We start from the raw sequence: 17,831 nt of genomic DNA on the forward strand, positions 1-17,831 counted from the left end.
CGGCAAGCCCCCAGGAATTCACCGCCCGCTCAGACGAGTTGGGGGAGCACCTCGGTCCCCAGCCGCCGTACGTTCTCCTCGGTCGCCGCCAGGTCCCCGGAGCCCTCCACGAGCAGGGCGAAGCGGGAGATGCCGGTCCGCTCGCTGGTCGCCGCCAGCCGGTCGGCGCACAGCCGCGGCGTCCCCACCGGGTGCAGCCCGCAGAGCAGTTCGGTGTACGCCAGCGGGTCGCGCATCCGGCGTGTGCGCCCGTCGACCGTGACATGCGCCTCCAGGCCCTGCTTCAGCCAGCCCGGCATCGCCTTCATCAGGGTCTCCGCCGCGTCGACGCGGCGGTCCGCGATCTGGCAGACGCCGGCCGACACATGGGACGCGCCGAGGATCTCCTCGACGGGCCGGCCGCACGCCCGCGCGTGCTGCCGCCACAGGGCGACCATCTCGGCCTTCTCCTCGTCCCCCACATGCATCCCGAGCAGCATCGAGAGACCGCGCTCGGCGGCCAGCCGCACGCTCGCCGGTGAGGTGCAGGCGACGACCAGTTCGGGTCCCTGGACGTCGGTCAGTGCCTCCGACGGCCGGGGCACCACCGGGACTTCACGGAAGCGGAAGCGCTCCCCGGCGGCCGCCACGGACGGTTCGCGCAGCCAGCGGTCCAGGAGGTCCAGGGCCTCCGGGAACCCCTTCTCGTAGGCCTCGAGGCCCGCGCCGAACACCTCCAGGTCGACCCACGGGCCGCCGCGCCCGACACCCAGCGTGAACCGGCCGCCGCTCGTGTGGTGCAGCAGCGCGGCCTGTTCGCCGAGGGCCACGGGGTGGGCGGTGGGCAGGACGCTGACCGCCGTACCGACCCGGATGCGGCGGGTGCGGCCGAGCAGTAAGGCGGCCAGGGTGATGGCCGACGGGCATGTGCCGTACGGCACGAAGTGGTGCTCGGCCAGCCAGACCGCGTCGAGCCCCGACTCCTCGGCCACCTCGGCCGAGCGGACCGCGCGGTGCAGCGCCTCTCCCTCGCCCTGACCGGGGAACTGGGCCGCCAACACGAAACTTCCAACGTGCATTGCTTTCCTGCTTCCTTGGCTCCGACACGGAGCTCCCCCACAGGGCATAACCGTCTGACACGTGCCGAGGACACGGCCGGGCGGAGTATTTTGCGGATTGTCTGCAGAATGGGGCGTTCCGCTGCGGGTCGGGGGAGCACCCGCCTCGCCCGGCGAGGGACTTGTGGCGATTGGTGCCGTACGCGTACCCTCGTCCGCGCCGCGTAGGCTGGACACGGCCCGTGCTTCCTGTATAGCCCCGAGAGGTGTCCCGTGTCCCCGCGTCGCAACCGACCCAAGGATGCCGGTCCGTCCGGCCGGAGCGCCGAGGACGACAGCCCTGGCCGCTACGGCGGCTGGCAGTCCTCGGCGAACTGGCAGGGCGAGAACTGGAGCGTGCGGCATGTGGCCGGCGCCAGCGCGCAGGGCAAGTCCTACCGCTGTCCCGGCTGCGACCAGATGATCCCCGACGGTGTGCCGCACGTGGTGGCCTGGTCCGAGCACGCGGGCGTCGACGACCGCCGCCACTGGCACAAGGCCTGCTGGAACGCGCGGGACCGCCGCACCCCGGGGGTGCGACGGTCCCGTAACTCGCCCAGATTCTGAGGGAACTCAGACGTCCCGCTTCTCCAGCAGCGCGAAGGCGGCGGCGAACGCGACGGCGGTCGCGGCGATGATGATCCACAGCGGGTCCCAGCCGGACGGGCCGGACTCGCTGAGGGAGTTGGCGTAGAAGATGCTCAGCTGGTTCGGGATGGAGTACTCGAACAGGGCGTCGCGCACGGCCCGCAGCGACTCCGAGAACATGAACAGCGCGATCACCAGCGGGGCGAGCACGGCGCCGATCATGATGGTGATGGCGCCCGCCGAGTGCCGGATGATCGAGCCGACGGCGAGCGAGAGCAGGCCCAGGAGCGCGATGTAGGCCGACATGCCGACCGTGGCCTTCAGCCACTCCCCGCCGGTGGGGGACTTGGCGCCGTCGCCCTCCAGCATGGCGACGTGCAGGAAGGCGACGAGGGACGCGGACACCAGCGTCACCACGAACGCGACCAGGAAGAACACGATGGCCTTCGCCGCCAGCACCCGGCCGCGGCTCGGGCACGCGACCATCGTGGTGCGGACCATGCCGGTGCCGTACTCCGAGGCCGTGGTCAGCACGCCCAGCGTGATGATGCACATACTGCCCAGCAGCAGCCCGAAGAAGCCCAGGCCGAGCGGGCTCTCACCCTGCAGGGCCGGGTCGGAGTTCGCCACCACCACGCCGGTCAGCAGGCCGATGCCGACGACCAGCAGGACGAACACGCCGAGCGTCCACATCGTGGAGCGCACCGACCTGATCTTCGTCCACTCGGAGGCGATGGCGTTCCCGAGGTGGGTGCGCACGACCGGGATCGGCGAGGTGTAGCCGGGGGCCGCCGGGCCGGAGGCGGGGTATGCGGTACCGGGCGCCGCCGTCTGCCAGCCGGGCGCGGCCTGCGGTGTCTGGGACTGGGGGCTGCTCATCGGGCGTCCTCGGGCTTGGTCAGGTCGGAGGTCGGGGCGGGAGCCGGCGCGGCGGGCGCCTGCGGGGGCATGGACGGCTGTGCGGCCGGCTGCGAGGCCGGAGCGGCGGCGGGCTGCGCGGTGGCGGGCTGCGCGGTGGCGGCGGAGGCCGCGGGACCGCCCTGTGGTGTGCGACCGGCGGGCTGCCCGGGGGCCTGCGGCGTCTGGGGCGCGGGCTGGGCGTACGGGTTGGGTGTTCCCGCGCCGGAGGCGCCAGGGGCTCCCGGAGCGGACCCGGGCGCACCGGGAACCCCGGGTGCGCCGTACGGGCCCGCCGGAGCCTGCCCCGGGGCGCCCTGCGGCGGCATCGGGAGCGGCTGCCCGCCCTGCTGGGGCGGCGGCGGGGCGTACCAGCCCGGCTGGCCCTGCCCCGGCACCGGCATCGGCGGCTGCGCGCCGGGCGGCAGCGGCTGCTGGAGGCCTTCCTTCTGGTCGATGGTCGAGCGGTAGTCGACGGCGCCCTGCGTCATCCGCATGTACGCCTCCTCCAGCGAGGCCTGGTGCGGCGACAGCTCCCACAGCCGTACGTCGGCGTTGTGCGCGATGTCGCTGATGCGGGGGAGCGGCAGCCCGGTCACCCGCAGCGCGCCGTCCTGCTCGGGCAGCACGTGCCCGCCCGACTCGGTGAGCGCGGCCGACAGCTTCTCGCGCTGCTGCGGCTCGGTGTCGGGCGTGCGGACCCGGGCGAAGTCCGCGGAGTTCGCGGAGATGAAGTCCGTGATGCTCATGTCGGCGAGCAGCTGTCCGCGCCCGATGACGATGAGGTGGTCGGCGGTCAGGGCCATCTCGCTCATCAGATGGGAGGAGACGAAGACCGTGCGGCCCTCCGCCGCCAGCGCCTTCATCAGGTTGCGCACCCACAGGATGCCCTCGGGGTCGAGGCCGTTGACCGGCTCGTCGAACAGCAGCACCTGCGGGTCGCCGAGGAGCGCGGCGGCGATGCCGAGCCGCTGCCCCATACCGAGGGAGAAGCCCTTGGACCGCTTCCTGGCGACGTCCTGCAGGCCGACGACCCCGAGCACCTCGTCCACCCGCCGGGCCGGGATGCCGGACAGCTGGGCCAGGCAGAGCAGGTGGTTGCGGGCCGCCCGGCCGCCGTGTACGGCCTTGGCGTCCAGCAGGGCGCCGACCTGGCGGGGGGCGTTGGGCAGCTTGCGGTACGGATAACCCCCGATCGTCACCTGCCCGGCCGTCGGGTTGTCCAGGCCGAGGATCATCCGCATCGTCGTCGACTTGCCCGAGCCGTTCGGCCCGAGGAAGCCGGTGACGGCTCCGGGCCGCACCTGGAAGGAAAGGTTGTACACAGCGGTCTTGTCGCCGTAGCGCTTCGTCAGGCCGACTGCTTCGATCATGCTCCGCACCCATCGCAAGGTTCAGGACAGCGGGGCGCACGCCCCCCGTAAGGGTTAGGAGGATATCGAGGCGCTGACGGTTCCGCCCAAATCAAAGTAAAGGGTGGGGGGCCGACGCCCCCCCGACAGCCTCCTTCAGACCCCGCCGCTCAGGCGTCGCGCTTCTTCAGCAGCACGTACCCGCCGATCAGGGCCGCGAGCACCCACAGCCCCATGATCCCGAGGCCGCCCCAGGGCCCGTACGGGGTGTCGTCGTCGATCGGCGTGACCACCTGCATGATCTTGCTGCCGGCCTGGTCGGGCAGGAACCGGCCGACCTTCTTCGTCGCGTCGACATTGCCGAGGATGTTGGAGATCAGGAAGAAGAACGGCATCAGGATGCCCAGCGACAGCATCGGCGAGCGCAGCATCGCGGCGACGCCCATGGAGAACATCGCGATCAGGGCCATGTAGAGGCCGCCTCCGAAGACGGCCCGCAGCACGCCCTGGTCACCGATCTCCGCCGCGTGCTCGCCGAGCATCGCCTGCCCGAGGAAGAACGCGGCGAAGCTGGTGACGAGCCCGACCAGCAAGGCCAGCCCCGTGGCCACCGCGATCTTGCTGAACAGGAAGGAGCCGCGCTGCGGCACGGCGGCCAGCGAGGTGCGGATCATGCCGGTGCTGTACTCGTTCGACACCACCAGCACGCCGAACACGATCATCGCGAGCTGGCCGAGGCTCATCCCCGCGAAACTGATGAACGTCGGATCGAACTCCGCCCGGGCCTGCGCGTTCATGCTGTCGAACTCGTTCTTCGACAGTGCCGAGATCAGCATGCCGAGGGCGACCGTCACGACCACCACCAGCGAGAGCGTCCACACCGTGGATGCCACTGACCGGATCTTGGTCCACTCCGACCGTACGACCTGGGTCGTCGCCATGCTCAGCCCCTCTTCCAGCCGTCGCCCCACTGCTGCTGTGGCGGCTGCGGGCTCGTCTCGCTGTGTGCGTGGTACTCCACCGACTCCGCGGTCAGCTGCATGAACGCCTCCTCCAGCGAGGCCTGTTGCGGGCTCAGCTCGTGCAGCGTCAGCCCGTGCTGCGCCGCCAGCTCGCCGACGTGCTCGGCCTTGCCGCCATCCACCTCCAGCACCCCGTCACCGCTCTCCACGGCCACGATCCCGGCCTGGTGCAGCACATCGAGCAGCCGCTCCCGCTGCGGGCTGCGGACCCGGACGTACGACCGTGAGTTGCGCGCGATGAAGTCGGCCATGGAGGTGTCCGCCAGCAGCCGCCCCTGCCCGATGACGACGAGGTGCTCGGCCGTCAGGGCCATCTCGCTCATCAGATGGGAGGAGACGAACACGGTCCGGCCCTGCGCGGCCAGCGACTTCATCAGGGTGCGGATCCAGTGGATGCCCTCGGGGTCGAGGCCGTTGACCGGCTCGTCGAACATCAGGATCCGCGGGTCGCCGAGCAGCGCGGCCGCGATGCCGAGCCGCTGCCCCATGCCCATCGAGAAGCCCTTGGTCTTCTTCTTCGCGACCGCCGTCAGCCCGACCGTCTCCAGCACGTCCCGCACGCGGCGGCTCGGAATGCCGTTGCTCTGCGCGAGGCACAGCAGATGGTTGTAGGCGGTGCGCCCGCCGTGCCAGGCCTTGGCCTCGAGCAGGGCACCGATGTACGTCAGCGGGTCCTTGAGCTGCTGGTAGTGCTTGCCGTCGATACGGACGTCGCCGGCGGTGGGGTGGTCAAGACCGAGGATCATCCGCATGGTCGTGGATTTCCCCGCGCCGTTGGGCCCGAGAAAGCCGGTGACGATGCCTGGTCTGACGGTGAAGGACAGGTTGTTGACCGCCACCTTCTCGCCGTAACGCTTGGTCAGCCCCTCGAGCTCAATCATGCCGCCACGCTAGAACGTGACAAAGCCCTCTGCCACCCGAGCGGCAGAGGGCTTTGCGGAGATTCAGGCTCCGTATGCCCCGGTGTTACCGGGACTGCTGGGCCGGGACCCCACGGGAGATCGGCTCGTCCTCGGCCGGCGTACCGGCGGCGGCGACCGCGGCGCCCGTGAGCGTCGCGAGCATCTCGCGGACGTTCGTCAGCTGGGCGTTGATGCTGTCGCGGCGGTTGGTGAGGGCGGCCAGCTCGCGCTCGGATTCCGAACGGATGCGGTCGGCCTTGGCGTTGGCGTCGGCCACGATGTCCTCGGCCTGGCGCTGGGCCGTCTCCACCGTCTGGCGGGCGCGGCGCTCGGCGTCCGTGCGCAGCTTCTCCGCCTCCAGGCGCAGCTGCTCGGCGCGGTGCTCGATCTCGGCGAGACGCTTCTCAGCCTTGGCCTGACGGGACGCCAGGTCGCGCTCGGACTGCTCCCGGCGCTTGGCCAGGTTCGTCTCGAAGTCCGCGGCGGCCTGCGCGGCCTTGGCGCGGGTCTCCTCGAAGAGGGCGTCCGCCTCCTCGCGCTTGGACTGCGCGTCCTTCTGCGCCTCGGAACGCAGCTGGGAGGCGTCACTCTTGGCCTTCTCGACGATCCGCAGGCCCTCGTCCTCGGCCTTGGCCTTGCGCTCCGCGGAGTACGCCTCGGCGTCGTTGCGCACCTGCTGGGCCGCGGACTCCGCGAGCTCACGGTGCTGCTCGGCCGCGCGCCGGGCCTCCTCGCGCAGGTCCTTCGCCTCTTCCTCGGCGAGGCGGAGAATCTTCTCCACGCGCGCACCGAGACCCGCGTACGACGGCTCGGCGTCGGTGACCTGGGCCTGGGCGTTCTGCGTCTCGAGGTGGAGCTCTTCGATGCGCTTTTCCAGAGCGGTGATGCGGGCGAGAGCGCTGTCACGGTCGGAGACGAGCTTGGAGATACGTTCGTCCACCTGAGCGCGGTCGTATCCACGCCGCACAAGCTCGAAGCCGTAGGGGGAAGTGTCGCTCATGGGGTTCCTGTCGAATGAGACCGGTGAGGTGATAGGTGGAATCCTAGGGGCCGAAACGGTGTGTCATCGAGCGGATGCGCGTTTGATCTGGAAAATGAGACCCCTTTTGAGTGGCTAAGCGGCAGAGGGCTTGCCAAAACTCGGTCAAAGCCCCGCAGGGGCGCCCCAACGCCCCCGCGCAACCCCATGGCCCGAAGCGTCCGTCCCAGTGTGGCACGGGCAGCCCGAAGCCCCTAGCTCTCCGAGGACTTGCCACCCGAACGGGGTGCGCCGACCGTCGCACCCGCCTTGACTCCGTTGTCCTTGCTCCCGGCCGGGGCCTCGAAGGACTCCAGCGCCTCCAGGACGTCCTGGACACGCGAGATCTCGGCGTTGATGTCCTCGCGGCGGCGGACCAGGACCTCCAGCTCCCGCTTGCCCTCCTCGACCGTGCGCTTGGCCTCGCGGATCGCCTCGGCCTTGAGCTCCTCGGCCTCCCGGACCAGCGTGGACTTCTTCTGCTCGGCCTCCTTGAGCAGCCCCTCGGCCTTCTTCACCGCGGCGATACGGACCTTGCCCGCCTCGGAGTTGGCCTCCGAGACGATCTCCTTCGACTTCGCCTGCGCCTTCGCGAGCTGCTCCTCGGCGGCCTTGACGAGCGCGTCGCAGCGGTCTCCCGCCGACTTCATCGTCTCGGCCGACTCCCGGCGGGCCCGCTCGTGCAGCTCCTCGATCTCGCCCGTGATGCGGTCGCGCAGCTCCTCGGCGCGCTCCCTGATCTGCGTGGCGTCCCGACGGGCGCCGACCAGCAGCTCGTCCGCGTCCGTACGGGCCTTCTCCACCAGCGAGTTGCCCTCGACCGTCGCCTCGGACACCAGCCGGTCGGCCTCTGTGCGGGCCGCGCCCACCATCCTGTCGGCCTGCGTCTCGGCCTCAGCGGTGGTCTTGTGCGCCTGCTGCTGCGCCTCGCTCAGCAGCTTGTCGGCCTCGGCCGTGGTCTCCGTGATGAGCTTGTCGACCTGCTCGGCCGCCTCGGAGCGCCGCTTGTTGGCGTCCTTGCGGGCCTCGTCCAGGGTGCGGTCGGCCTCCTCGCGCGCGGTGGCGACGAGCCGCTCCGCCTCCGCCTCCGCGTCGGCCTTGACGCGCCCGGCCTCGCTGCGGACCCGCTCGGCGTGCTGCTGCGCGGAGCCGACCGTCTCGGCGGCCTCGGCCCGCAGCCGCTCCGCCTCGCCGGTGGCCTCCCCGACCAGCTGGTCGGCCTTGGCGACCGCCTCGGCCCGGACCCGCTCGGCCTCGTTCAGGGACTCGGTGCGGACCCGCTCGGCCTCGGTGACCGTCTCCATCCGCAGCCGGTCCGTCTCCGTGACCGTCTCGGCCGTGAGCCGCTCCGCCTCGCCCCGCGCCTCGGTGATGAGGGTGTCCGCCTGCGTCGCCGCGTCCGACCGGATGCGGTTGGCGTCCTCACGGGCGTCCGCCCGGGTGCGCGAGGCGTTCTGCTCGGCCTCGGCGATGGCGTCCGACGCCTCCGTGCGCACCCGCTGGGCGTGCTCGGAGACCTCCGTACGGATGCGCTCCGCCTCGGCGATCGCCTCGGACATCGTGCGCTCGGCTAGCGCCTTGGCGGCCTCGGTCTCCTCGTGCGCCTCGCGCCGCAGCCGGCCGGCGTCCTCGCTCGCCCGCTCCCGCTCCGCGTAGGCGTCGGTACGGACCCGGTCCGCCTCCTCCTGGGCCTCCCGCCGCGTGCGGTCCGCGACGTGCTCGGCGGCGCTGCGCAGCCCGGCGATCTCGTCCTGGGCCTGCTCGTGCAGCCCCGCGACGGAGTCCCGTACCTGCTGGGCGTGCTGCTCGGCGGCGGACACCATCTCCGTGGCCCGCCGGTCCGCCTCCTCGACCAGCCGTACGGCCTCGGCCTGTGCCTCCTCCACGCGCTTGCGCGCCGAGGCCAGCAGCTCCTCGCTCTGCTCGCGGGCCCGCTCGCGCTCCTGGTCGGCCTCCTGCCGGGCGCTGCCGAGCAGTTCCTCGGCCTCCCGGCGCCGGCGGTTGGCCTCCTCCTGGGCGGCCGCCAGCGTCTCGGACGCCTCCGTGCCGAGCCGCTCGGCGGCGGCCTGCGCCTCCGCGCGCATCCGGTCGGCGCTCTCCTGCGCCTCCGACTTCAGCCGCTCCGCCTCGTTCGCAGCCTCCGAGCGCAGGCGTACGGCGACGGCCTCGCCCTCGGCGCGGGAGGCGGACGCGTCGGAAGCGGCCTCGTCGCGCAGCCGCTCGGCCTCCGTCTCGGCCTGCTGCTGGAGCGTACGGATCCGCTCCGCGGCCTCGGCGCGCAGCCGCTCGTTCTCCTCGGCGGCCTCGCGGCGGATCCGGTCGGCCTCCTCACGGGCGTCCGACAGCGCCTGCTCGGCGGCCGCCAGCCGCTCCTCGGCCTCCGTCTGGAGCCGCGTCAGCTCCTCGGCGGCCTCCGCGCGGCGGGCCTCTATGGCGCGCTCGGTCTCCTCGTGCAGCTCCAGAGCCGCGCGCTCGGCGTCCGCCTTGAGGCTCTCGGCCTGCTCGACGACCTCCTCGCGGTGCCGCTCGGCCTCCTGCCGGGTGCGCTGAAGGGTCTCCTCGGCCTGCCGGCGCAGGGTCGTCGCCCGCTCGATGGCCTCGGTACGGACCTTTTCGCTGTCCCCCTGGGCGTTCGTGCGCAGCTCGTCCGCGTCCGCCTTGGCCTTGGCGAGCAGCTCCTCGGCGGACCTCGCCGCCTCCTCGATCTGCGCCACGGCCTCCTTGCGGGCCTCGGCGCGGATCTTCTCGCCCTCTTCGACGGCGTCCGCCCGCAGCTGCTCGGCGTCGCCGCGCAGCCGGCGGGCCTCCTCCTGCAGCTCGACCGTCTTGGCGCGGTACTCCTTGGTGTCGTCCTTCGCCGTGCCCTTGAGCTCCTCGGCGATGTCGTGCGCCTCGGCGCGCAGCCGGTCCGCCTCGGCCTCGGCCTCCGAGCGGATCCGCTCGGCCTCCTCGGCCGCGGCCTTGGTCATCTTCTTGGCGTCCTCGGACGCCTTGTTGAGGACCTCCTCGGCGGTCCTGGCCGCCTTCGACAGCTGAGTCGCGGTCTCCTCGGCGGTGGTCGTACGGGCCTTCTCGGAGGCCTCCGCGACGATCTTCTCGGCCTCTGCGCGGGCGTCGGCGACGAGTTGCTCGGCCTCGGACTTGGTGTTCTCGGCCTCCTTCGTGGCCTCCTCGACCAGCCGGGCGACCTGCTCCTTGGCGGTGCGCGTACGCGTCTCGTTCGCGGCCTCGGCACTCGACAGGGCCTTGGCGGCGGCCTCCTTGGCCTCCGTGACCAGCTTCTCCGCCTCGGCCTGCGCCTTGCGCAGCGCCTCCTCGGCCTCGGCCATCCGCTGCTCGGCGGCCTTGCTCAGCTCCGTGGCCTCGCGGCGCGCGGACTCCGACTCGGTGGCGGTGGACGTCCGCAGCTGCTCGGCGTGGTCCGTGGCCTCCTGGGCCTGTGAGGAGGCGGCGTTGAGCAGGCGCTCGGCGTCCGTGCGGGCGCGGCGCAGGATCTGCTCGGCCTCGGCCCGGGCCTCCTCGGCCGCGCCCGTCAGGCGCTGCCGGGCCTCCGTCGTCAGCCGCTCGGCCTCCGCACGGGCGGTGGCCAGGGCCTGCTCGGCCTCGGCCCGGGACTCCTCCATCAGGCGCCGGGCCTGCTGCTCGGTGCGGGCCCGCAGCTGCTCGGCCCAGGCCACGTTCTCGTTGACGTGCGACTCGACCGTCTGGCGGCGCTCGGCCAGCTCCTGGTCGAGCTGCTGGCGGCGGGTCACCGCCTCCTGGTGCAGCTCCGACTGGAGCCGGGCCGCCTGCTCGGCGTGCTCCTGGAGGATCCGCTGGGTCTGCGCCCGCGCCTCGCTCAGCTCACGGTCGGCGTCCGTCCGGATCTGGTCGGCCTGCATCTGAGCGTTGCGCAGCAACTGCTCGGCCTGCCAGCCGATGTCGCCCCCCTCGAAGGAGGGCCGGGACATGATGGTGCGCCGCGCCTCGTGCAGCTTCGCACGCAGCACCTCGACCTGGTAGCCGAGGTCCTCGGCGTGCTGGATCGCCTTTTCCCGCTCGGTCTTCAGCCGCTTCATCTCGGCTTCGAACCGAGAGAGGTGGTCGACGTCAGCCGCCGGCTCTCGCTCCTGGCTCTCGTAGCCCCGCACTGCGCGGTCCCATCCGTCCCCTGGTCGCAACTCTCTCCAAACGAGCTCCGTCCATCCGCCGAACGGGGCCCCCGGGGAATGGTGTCAGATCATCGGCGGAGCAGAGGCTGCTGCCCCGACGCTCGTCCCCCGAAACCCGGACCCCGGTGGTCCTGCCGTCGCACGGCGGGACCGCGGTCACCCTGCACCGAGCGGCGACCGCACCCAACCCTACCGGCCCCTATGTACGAGGGTCAGTGCTCAGGTGACTCAACAGGCGCCGAAGTGACCAGTTCTGTCAGTACGCCATGACAGTCCTTGGGGTGCAGGAAGGTGATTCGTGACCCCATGGAACCGCGTCGCGGCTCTTCGTACAGCACGCGTACGCCCTTGTCGCGGATGTCCGCGGACTCCGCGTCCACATCCGCCGTACCGAAAGCGATGTGGTGGACGCCCTCGCCGTTCTTGTCGAGCCACTTCGCGACGGTGGAGTCCGGGCGGGTGGGTTCGAGAAGCTGCAGGTACGAGGCGCCGCCGTCGGACGTATCGTTGATCTTGAGCATGGCCTCGCGCACGCCCTGCTCCTCGTTGACCTCGGAGTGGAACACCTCGAAGCCGTAGGTGGCACGGTAGAACTCGACGGTCTTGTCGAGGTCGAAACAGGCGATTCCGATGTGGTCGATTCGCGTCAGCATGGATTCAGTGCAGCGCTCCGGAGGTGGTTACGCAACGTGCGCGCGATCACACCGACAGCCGGATGACGGGGTGGAGTACCGGTCAGTACATTCGAAGTAAACCCTCGTTCACTCCTCGGCTGTGCAGCCGGTAAGGGGATTGCGGCTCATGTCTTCTGCAACGACCAGCTCGGTGATCGTCTCGGGCGCGCGTACGCCCATGGGGCGGTTGCTCGGATCGCTCAAGTCCTTCTCCGGAGCCGACCTCGGCGGCTTCGCGATCAAGGCCGCCCTCGACCGTGCGGGGATCGGCGGCGACCAGGTGCAGTACGTGATCATGGGGCAGGTGCTCCAGGCCGGGGCGGGGCAGATCCCGGCGCGCCAGGCCGCGGTCAAGGCCGGCATCCCGATGAACGTGCCGGCGCTGACCATCAACAAGGTGTGTCTGTCGGGTCTCGACGCCATCGCGCTCGCCGACCAGCTCATCCGCGCGGGTGAGTTCGACGTGGTCGTCGCCGGCGGTCAGGAGTCCATGACCAACGCGCCGCACCTGCTGCCCAAGTCCCGTGAGGGCTTCAAGTACGGCGCGGTCGAGATGATCGACGCCATGGCGTACGACGGGCTGACGGACTCCTTCGAGAACGTCGCCATGGGCGAGTCGACGGAGAAGCACAACACCCGGCTGGGCATCGGCCGGGCCGAGCAGGACGAGATCGCCGCGCAGTCGCACCAGCGGGCGGCCGCCGCGCAGAAGAACGGCCTGTTCGACGCCGAGATCACGCCCGTCGAGATCCCGCAGCGCAAGGGTGACCCGGTGCTGTTCAGCAAGGACGAGGGGATCCGAGGTGACACGACGGCGGAGTCGCTCGGGAAGCTGCGTCCGGCGTTCGCCAAGGACGGCACGATCACGGCGGGTTCCGCCTCGCAGATCTCCGACGGTGCCGCCGCCGTCGTGGTGATGAGCAAGGCCAAGGCCCAGGAACTCGGCCTGGAGTGGATCGCCGAGATCGGGGCGCACGGGAACGTGGCCGGGCCGGACAACTCGCTGCAGTCCCAGCCGTCCAACGCGATCCTGCACGCGCTGAAGAAGGAGGGCCTGGGCGTCGAGGAGCTCGATCTCGTCGAGATCAATGAGGCGTTCGCGGCGGTGGCCGTGCAGTCAATGAAGGATCTTGGGCTGTCCACCGAAAAGGTGAATGTCAACGGCGGTGCCATCGCCCTGGGTCACCCGATCGGGATGTCCGGTGCGCGTCTCGTGCTGCACCTCGCGCTGGAGCTGAAGCGGCGGGGCGGTGGCGTGGGCGCGGCGGCGCTGTGCGGTGGCGGTGGTCAGGGTGACGCGTTGATCGTGCGGGTGCCGAAGGGCTGAGGAGCGGGTTTCGGCACTTGGTTTTCGCCTTCGCCTTCGCCTTCAGGACATGAACGGAGCTGTGATGCAGGACGTCTCCACGCTGGTCGCCCAGGCCAGGGAGGGCCGGCCGCGGGCCGTGGCCCGGTTGATCTCCCTGGTGGAGGGGGCGTCCCCGCAGCTGCGGGAGGTCATGGCGGCGCTGGCGCCGCTGACGGGTGGGGCGTATGTGGTGGGGCTGACCGGGTCGCCCGGGGTCGGCAAGTCCACGTCCACGTCGGCGCTGGTGACGGCGTATCGCAAGCAGGGGAAGCGGGTCGGCGTGCTCGCCGTCGACCCGTCGTCCCCGTTCTCGGGCGGGGCGCTGCTCGGGGACCGGGTGCGGATGTCGGAGCACGCGTCGGATCCCGGGGTGTACATCCGTTCGATGGCGACGCGGGGGCAGCTGGGCGGGCTCGCTTGGGCCGCGCCCCAGGCGATTCGGGTGCTGGACGCGGCGGGCTGCGACGTCGTCCTCGTCGAGACGGTGGGGGTCGGGCAGTCCGAGGTGGAGATCGCCTCGCAGGCGGACACGTCCGTGGTGCTGCTGGCACCCGGGATGGGGGACGGGATCCAGGCGGCCAAGGCCGGGATCCTGGAGATCGGTGACGTGTACGTCGTGAACAAGGCGGACCGGGACGGGGCCGATGCGACGGCTCGCGAGCTGAACCACATGCTGGGGCTCGGGGAGTCCCGGGGGCCGGGTGACTGGCGTCCGCCGATCGTGAAGACGGTCGCGGCGCGGGGGGAGGGCACGGACGAGGTCGTCGAGGCTTTGGAGAAGCACCGTGCCTGGATGGAGGAGCGGGGGGTGCTCGCGGAGCGGCGGGCGGCCCGGGCGGCGCGGGAGGTCGAGACGATCGCGGTGACGGCGCTGCGGGAGCGAATCGGGGATCTGCACGGGGACCGGCGGCTGGGGGCGTTGGCCGAGCGGATCGTGGCGGGGGAGCTGGATCCTTATCGGGCGGCTGATGAGCTGGTGGCGGGGTTGACGGAGGGCTGAGCGGGTGCCTGCGGCGGCCTGTGGCCCTTTGGTGGGGGTGCGCGTTCGCGCCTTGCGCCGGGTGGTGGGTCGGGGCCGCGTCGGGGGGTGTCCGTCCTCGGAACGTCGCGATGGGGTTGCGAACCGACTGACTGTTCGTTGACGCGACAACCGCTGCGGGCGGACACCCCCCGACACGTCCCCTTCCGTGAGCCGGCGGGTGCGGGTGCGCGTCGTGGCTCCCGCGCCATCGGCCACAGTGGCCGCAGTCGCCGCGCTGCGGGACCGCCGTAGCCACTTAGCTGCAGACCCGCAGTAGCCGCTTAGCTGCAGACCCGCCGTACCGTTTAGCTGCGGGCAATGCGAGACGTGCGACGCCCCGGCGCCAGTGGAGACGCCGGGGCGTTGGAATCGGGGAGGGGGCGGTCAGTCCTGGTCGTCCGTGTCGTCCTGGTCGTCCGAGCGGTCTGCCGTGACCTTGCCCGTGGTGAGGTCTATCTTCCAGTCCTGCTCGGCGCCGCCGGACGTGCGGGTCTCGGCCTCCCAGGACTTGTTCTTGCCGTCCTCGTCCAGGTCGACGGACGTCACCGTGCCCTTGCCGGCGGCAGCCTTCGCGGCCTCCTCGGCCGTCACGGAGGAGCCCTTCAGGGCCGTCCGCACCTGCGCCGTGTCGTCCTCGTCGTCGGTCTGCGCACCGAGGACCTTGCCGTTGGACGGGTCGACGCGGACGCTGTGCCAGGTGTTGTCACCGGACAGGACGTCGACCTTCCAGATCACCTTGTCGCTGTCGTCCTCGTCGTCCAGCTCGGCGGAGACGACCGTGCCGGACGTGTGCTTCAGCGCGGAGGCGATCGCCTCGGGCGCCGTCACGTCGCCGGAAGCCGTCTGCGCGGCGTCGTCGTCGCGGCCGTTGTCGTCGTCCTGGTCGTCACGGGTGTCGTCGTCCGACAGCCGAGTGTTCGCCGCCTGCCGCGCCGAGTCCCCGCCGTCTCCCGTGGTCGCGAGAGCCGTGGCCGTACCGCCTCCGATCAGAGCGGCAGCGGTCACAGCGGCGATCACGATGTTGCGCTTCATGCGGATTCCTCCCGAGTCGTTTTGTTTTCGACGTGTTCCAAGGTGGCTGATCGAGGCTGAGAGGAACCTGAAGCCCCCTGAAGGGATCTTCAGCTTGGTTTTGCCACTCTTTACCCATGCGCCTGTTGATCGTGGAGGACGAGAAGCGGCTGGCCCTGTCGCTCGCCAGGGGCCTGACGGCCGAGGGGTACGCCGTGGACGTCGTCCACGACGGACGGGAGGGGCTGCACCAGGCCTCGGAGGGGACGTACGACCTGGTGATCCTCGACATCATGCTGCCCGGCCTCAACGGCTACCGGGTCTGCGCGGCCCTGCGCGCCGCCGGGCACGAGGTGCCGATCCTGATGCTGACCGCCAAGGACGGTGAGTACGACGAGGCTGAGGGGCTGGACACGGGGGCTGACGACTATCTGACCAAGCCGTTCTCGTACGTCGTGCTCGTCGCCCGGATCAAGGCGCTGCTGCGGCGGCGTGGAGTGGGTGCCGGGGCCTCGCCCGTGCATGTGCACGGGGACCTGAAGGTGGACACGGCTGCTCGGCGGGTGTTTCTGGGGGAGGAGGAGGTGGCCCTCACGACCAAGGAGTTCTCCGTGCTGGAGCAGCTTGTGCTGCGGGCCGGGGAGGTCGTGTCCAAGTCCGAGATCCTCGAGCATGTTTGGGACTTCGCTTACGAGGGTGATCCCAACATCGTCGAGGTGTACATCAGCACCCTGCGGCGGAAGCTGCGGCCGGGGCTGATCCGGACCGTGCGCGGGGCCGGGTACCGGCTGGAGAAGTCGCCATGAGGCGGCTGTTCGGGTCCGTCCGGGCGCGGGCCACGCTGGGCGCCACGCTTGTGGTCGCGGTGGCGCTCGTCGCGGCCGGGGCCGCCGTGCTGCTGTCGTTGCGGTCCAATCTGATCGGCGAGGCCGGGACGCAGGCCGAGCAGTCCGCCCGGGCTGTCGCCTCCGAGCTCGCCACCGGGACGCCGTACGACAAGCTGTCCGGGCTGGACGGTGACGACGGGCCGGTGCAGGTCCTCGACGAGCACAAGCGGCTGGTCGCGGCCAGCGAGGATCTCCAGAAGATCAGCGGCACCGACTCCGACCAGGTGAAGCCGCAGCCGCCGGCCGCGCTCCGCGGGGACGAGGACGACGACGCCGACGACCACGAAGAGGCCCTCGAACCGGGGGAGATCGCCGGGGAGAGTGTCTTCAGCAACGGGTCCGCCACGATCGACGGTGACGCGGAGGACTACCGGTTCGCCGCCGTGGAGGTGGAGACCAAGGACCGGGGGACCCTCAAGGTCTACGCCGGTTCGCCGCTGGCCGCCGAGCACGGGGCCGTGCGGACCGCGCTGACGGTGATGCTGATCGGGTTCCCGCTGCTGCTCGGGGTCGTCGCGGGAGTGACCTGGCTGGTCACCCGGCGGGCCCTGCGGCCGGTCGAGGGCATCCGGAGCGAGATGGCCGCGATCACCCGGTCCGAGGACCTCGCGCGGCGCGTCCCGGAGCCGGACACGCACGACGAGATCGCCCGGCTGGCCAGCACTACTAATGAGACGCTCGCGGCGCTGGAGACCTCCGTGGAGCGGCAGCGGCGCTTTGTCGCCGACGCGTCCCACGAGCTGCGCAGTCCCATCGCTTCGCTGCGCACGCAGTTGGAAGTGGCCGCCGCGCATCCCGAACTGCTGGACCTCGACGGGGCCGTGGAGGACACCGTGCGGCTCCAGCACCTGGCCGCCGACCTGCTGCTGCTCGCCCGGCTGGACGCGGGGGAGCGGCCCAGCGACGCGGGGGTCGACCTCGCCGGGCTGGCCCGGGAGGAGGCCGAGGGACGCACGGGGGTGACGGTGGACGCGGAGCCGGTGGAAGTGGCCGGATCGCGGGGGCAGCTGCGGCGGGTGCTGGCCAATCTGCTCGACAACGCCCAGCGGCATGCCCGGTCGGCCGTCACCGTGAGCGTACGGCGGGAGGGGGACCGGGCCGTGATCGGCGTGGCGGACGACGGGGACGGGGTGCCCGAGGCCGACCGTGAGCGGATCTTCGAACGGTTCGTACGGCTGGACGCCGCCCGCAGCCGGGACGACGGCGGTGCCGGCCTGGGGCTCGCCATCGCCCGGGACGTCGCCGTACGGCACGGCGGGACGCTCACGGCCGCACAGGGACCCGCAGGCGGAGCCCTGTTCGAACTCCGCCTGCCGCTCGCCTAGGTTTTGTCGCCCGACCGGCGGGGGTGTGCCGTTCGGGTCAGGGGCGCCCGCGCTGTCCGCGCAGGTGCTCCGCGATGGGCTTGAGAGCCTTGTCGAGTTCCGTCAGGGCCTCGGGGGACAGCAGGTCGATGAAGTGCCTGCGCACGGACGCCACGTGGTGGGGCGCCACCTTCTGCATCGTCGCCATGCCGTGATCGGTGAGGACCGCGTAGAGCCCCCGGCGGTCGGATTCGCAGTTCTCCCGCCGGACCAGGTTCGCGTTCTCCATGCGCGTGATCTGGTGCGAGAGGCGGCTCTTGGACTGGAGGGTGGCGGAGGCGAGGTCGCTCATCCGCATCCGCTGGTCCTCCGACTCGGAGAGGTTCACCAGGATCTCGTAGTCGTTCATTGTCAGGCCGAACGGCTGCAGGTCCTTCTCGAGCTGGTACGTCAACAGCCTGTTGACCTCCAGGTGGGTGCGCCAAGCGCACTGCTCCGCATCGGTCAGCCAGCGCGTGGCCGTCTCGGTCTCCATGAATGAAGTCTACCTAAAATGTTGAAAGGCGAACTAGTGAGGGTT

General features: G+C 71.2%; 15 protein-coding genes. 5 read left to right on the forward strand and 10 right to left on the reverse strand.

The features are described from left to right. Window positions 1–29: 29 nt before the first annotated feature. The gene (locus tag AC07DF_RS04840) at window positions 30–1,058 is read right to left on the reverse strand and encodes an LLM class flavin-dependent oxidoreductase (RefSeq protein WP_478966912.1); all 1,029 of its coding nucleotides are present in this window, start codon (window positions 1,056–1,058) and stop codon (window positions 30–32) included. A 252-nt stretch (window positions 1,059–1,310) separates the two neighbouring features. On the opposite strand from AC07DF_RS04840, the gene AC07DF_RS04845 reads away from it, so the two are divergent. Continuing rightward, entirely contained in the window at window positions 1,311–1,643 is a 333-nt protein-coding gene (locus AC07DF_RS04845) for an ATP/GTP-binding protein (protein WP_478966914.1), read from the forward strand. A gap of 6 nt (window positions 1,644–1,649) precedes the next feature. Here AC07DF_RS04845 and AC07DF_RS04850 read toward each other — a convergent pair whose 3' ends face one another. The 7 genes from AC07DF_RS04850 to mce all read right to left on the reverse strand — a co-directional run bounded on the left by AC07DF_RS04850 (window position 1,650) and on the right by mce (window position 11,659). Further along, window positions 1,650–2,543 carry an ABC transporter permease gene (locus AC07DF_RS04850; RefSeq protein WP_478966916.1) on the reverse strand — a complete coding sequence of 298 codons (894 nt, stop codon included), beginning with the start codon at window positions 2,541–2,543 and terminating at the stop codon, window positions 1,650–1,652. Then, window positions 2,540–3,934, reverse strand: a complete 1,395-nt coding sequence (locus AC07DF_RS04855; RefSeq protein WP_478966918.1) for an ABC transporter ATP-binding protein — start codon at window positions 3,932–3,934, stop codon at window positions 2,540–2,542. The genes AC07DF_RS04850 and AC07DF_RS04855 overlap by 4 nt, the downstream gene beginning before the upstream one ends. 149 nt (window positions 3,935–4,083) lie before the next feature. Next, window positions 4,084–4,854, reverse strand: coding sequence for an ABC transporter permease (locus AC07DF_RS04860; protein ID WP_382497290.1), 771 nt, complete (start codon window positions 4,852–4,854; stop codon window positions 4,084–4,086). Between the two features lie 2 nt (window positions 4,855–4,856). Continuing rightward, complete coding sequence (locus tag AC07DF_RS04865) at window positions 4,857–5,816, reverse strand: ABC transporter ATP-binding protein (protein ID WP_478966920.1); 960 nt, start codon at window positions 5,814–5,816, stop codon at window positions 4,857–4,859. Between the two features lie 85 nt (window positions 5,817–5,901). Further along, window positions 5,902–6,837 carry a coiled-coil domain-containing protein gene (locus AC07DF_RS04870; RefSeq protein WP_454365891.1) on the reverse strand — a complete coding sequence of 312 codons (936 nt, stop codon included), beginning with the start codon at window positions 6,835–6,837 and terminating at the stop codon, window positions 5,902–5,904. A gap of 233 nt (window positions 6,838–7,070) precedes the next feature. Next, a complete protein-coding gene (gene scy, locus AC07DF_RS04875; protein WP_478966923.1) occupies window positions 7,071–10,985 on the reverse strand; it encodes a polarized growth protein Scy in 3,915 nt (1,304 codons plus the stop codon). Window positions 10,986–11,218: 233 nt separating this feature from the next. Next, a complete protein-coding gene (gene mce, locus AC07DF_RS04880) occupies window positions 11,219–11,659 on the reverse strand; it encodes a methylmalonyl-CoA epimerase (RefSeq protein ID WP_454365887.1) in 441 nt (146 codons plus the stop codon). A 148-nt stretch (window positions 11,660–11,807) separates the two neighbouring features. Between mce and AC07DF_RS04885 the strand changes: the two genes are divergently transcribed. Further along, window positions 11,808–13,007, forward strand: a complete 1,200-nt coding sequence (locus AC07DF_RS04885) for an acetyl-CoA C-acetyltransferase (RefSeq protein ID WP_478966925.1) — start codon at window positions 11,808–11,810, stop codon at window positions 13,005–13,007. 64 nt (window positions 13,008–13,071) lie between these two features. Beyond that, window positions 13,072–14,028, forward strand: a complete 957-nt coding sequence (meaB, locus tag AC07DF_RS04890) for a methylmalonyl Co-A mutase-associated GTPase MeaB (protein ID WP_478967598.1) — start codon at window positions 13,072–13,074, stop codon at window positions 14,026–14,028. Between the two features lie 405 nt (window positions 14,029–14,433). Here meaB and AC07DF_RS04895 read toward each other — a convergent pair whose 3' ends face one another. Beyond that, complete coding sequence (locus AC07DF_RS04895; RefSeq protein ID WP_478966927.1) at window positions 14,434–15,081, reverse strand: PepSY domain-containing protein; 648 nt, start codon at window positions 15,079–15,081, stop codon at window positions 14,434–14,436. Between the two features lie 116 nt (window positions 15,082–15,197). On the opposite strand from AC07DF_RS04895, the gene AC07DF_RS04900 reads away from it, so the two are divergent. Next, window positions 15,198–15,866, forward strand: a complete 669-nt coding sequence (locus AC07DF_RS04900; RefSeq protein WP_391115636.1) for a response regulator transcription factor — start codon at window positions 15,198–15,200, stop codon at window positions 15,864–15,866. Continuing rightward, window positions 15,863–17,272, forward strand: coding sequence for a sensor histidine kinase (locus AC07DF_RS04905; protein WP_478966929.1), 1,410 nt, complete (start codon window positions 15,863–15,865; stop codon window positions 17,270–17,272). The genes AC07DF_RS04900 and AC07DF_RS04905 overlap by 4 nt, the downstream gene beginning before the upstream one ends. A gap of 37 nt (window positions 17,273–17,309) precedes the next feature. Here AC07DF_RS04905 and AC07DF_RS04910 read toward each other — a convergent pair whose 3' ends face one another. Continuing rightward, on the reverse strand, window positions 17,310–17,786 hold the full coding sequence (locus AC07DF_RS04910; protein ID WP_184590382.1) for a MarR family winged helix-turn-helix transcriptional regulator: 477 nt from the start codon (window positions 17,784–17,786) through the stop codon (window positions 17,310–17,312). Between the last annotated feature and the right edge of the window lie 45 nt (window positions 17,787–17,831).

Source organism: Streptomyces sp. NPDC044719 (assembly GCF_056433405.1).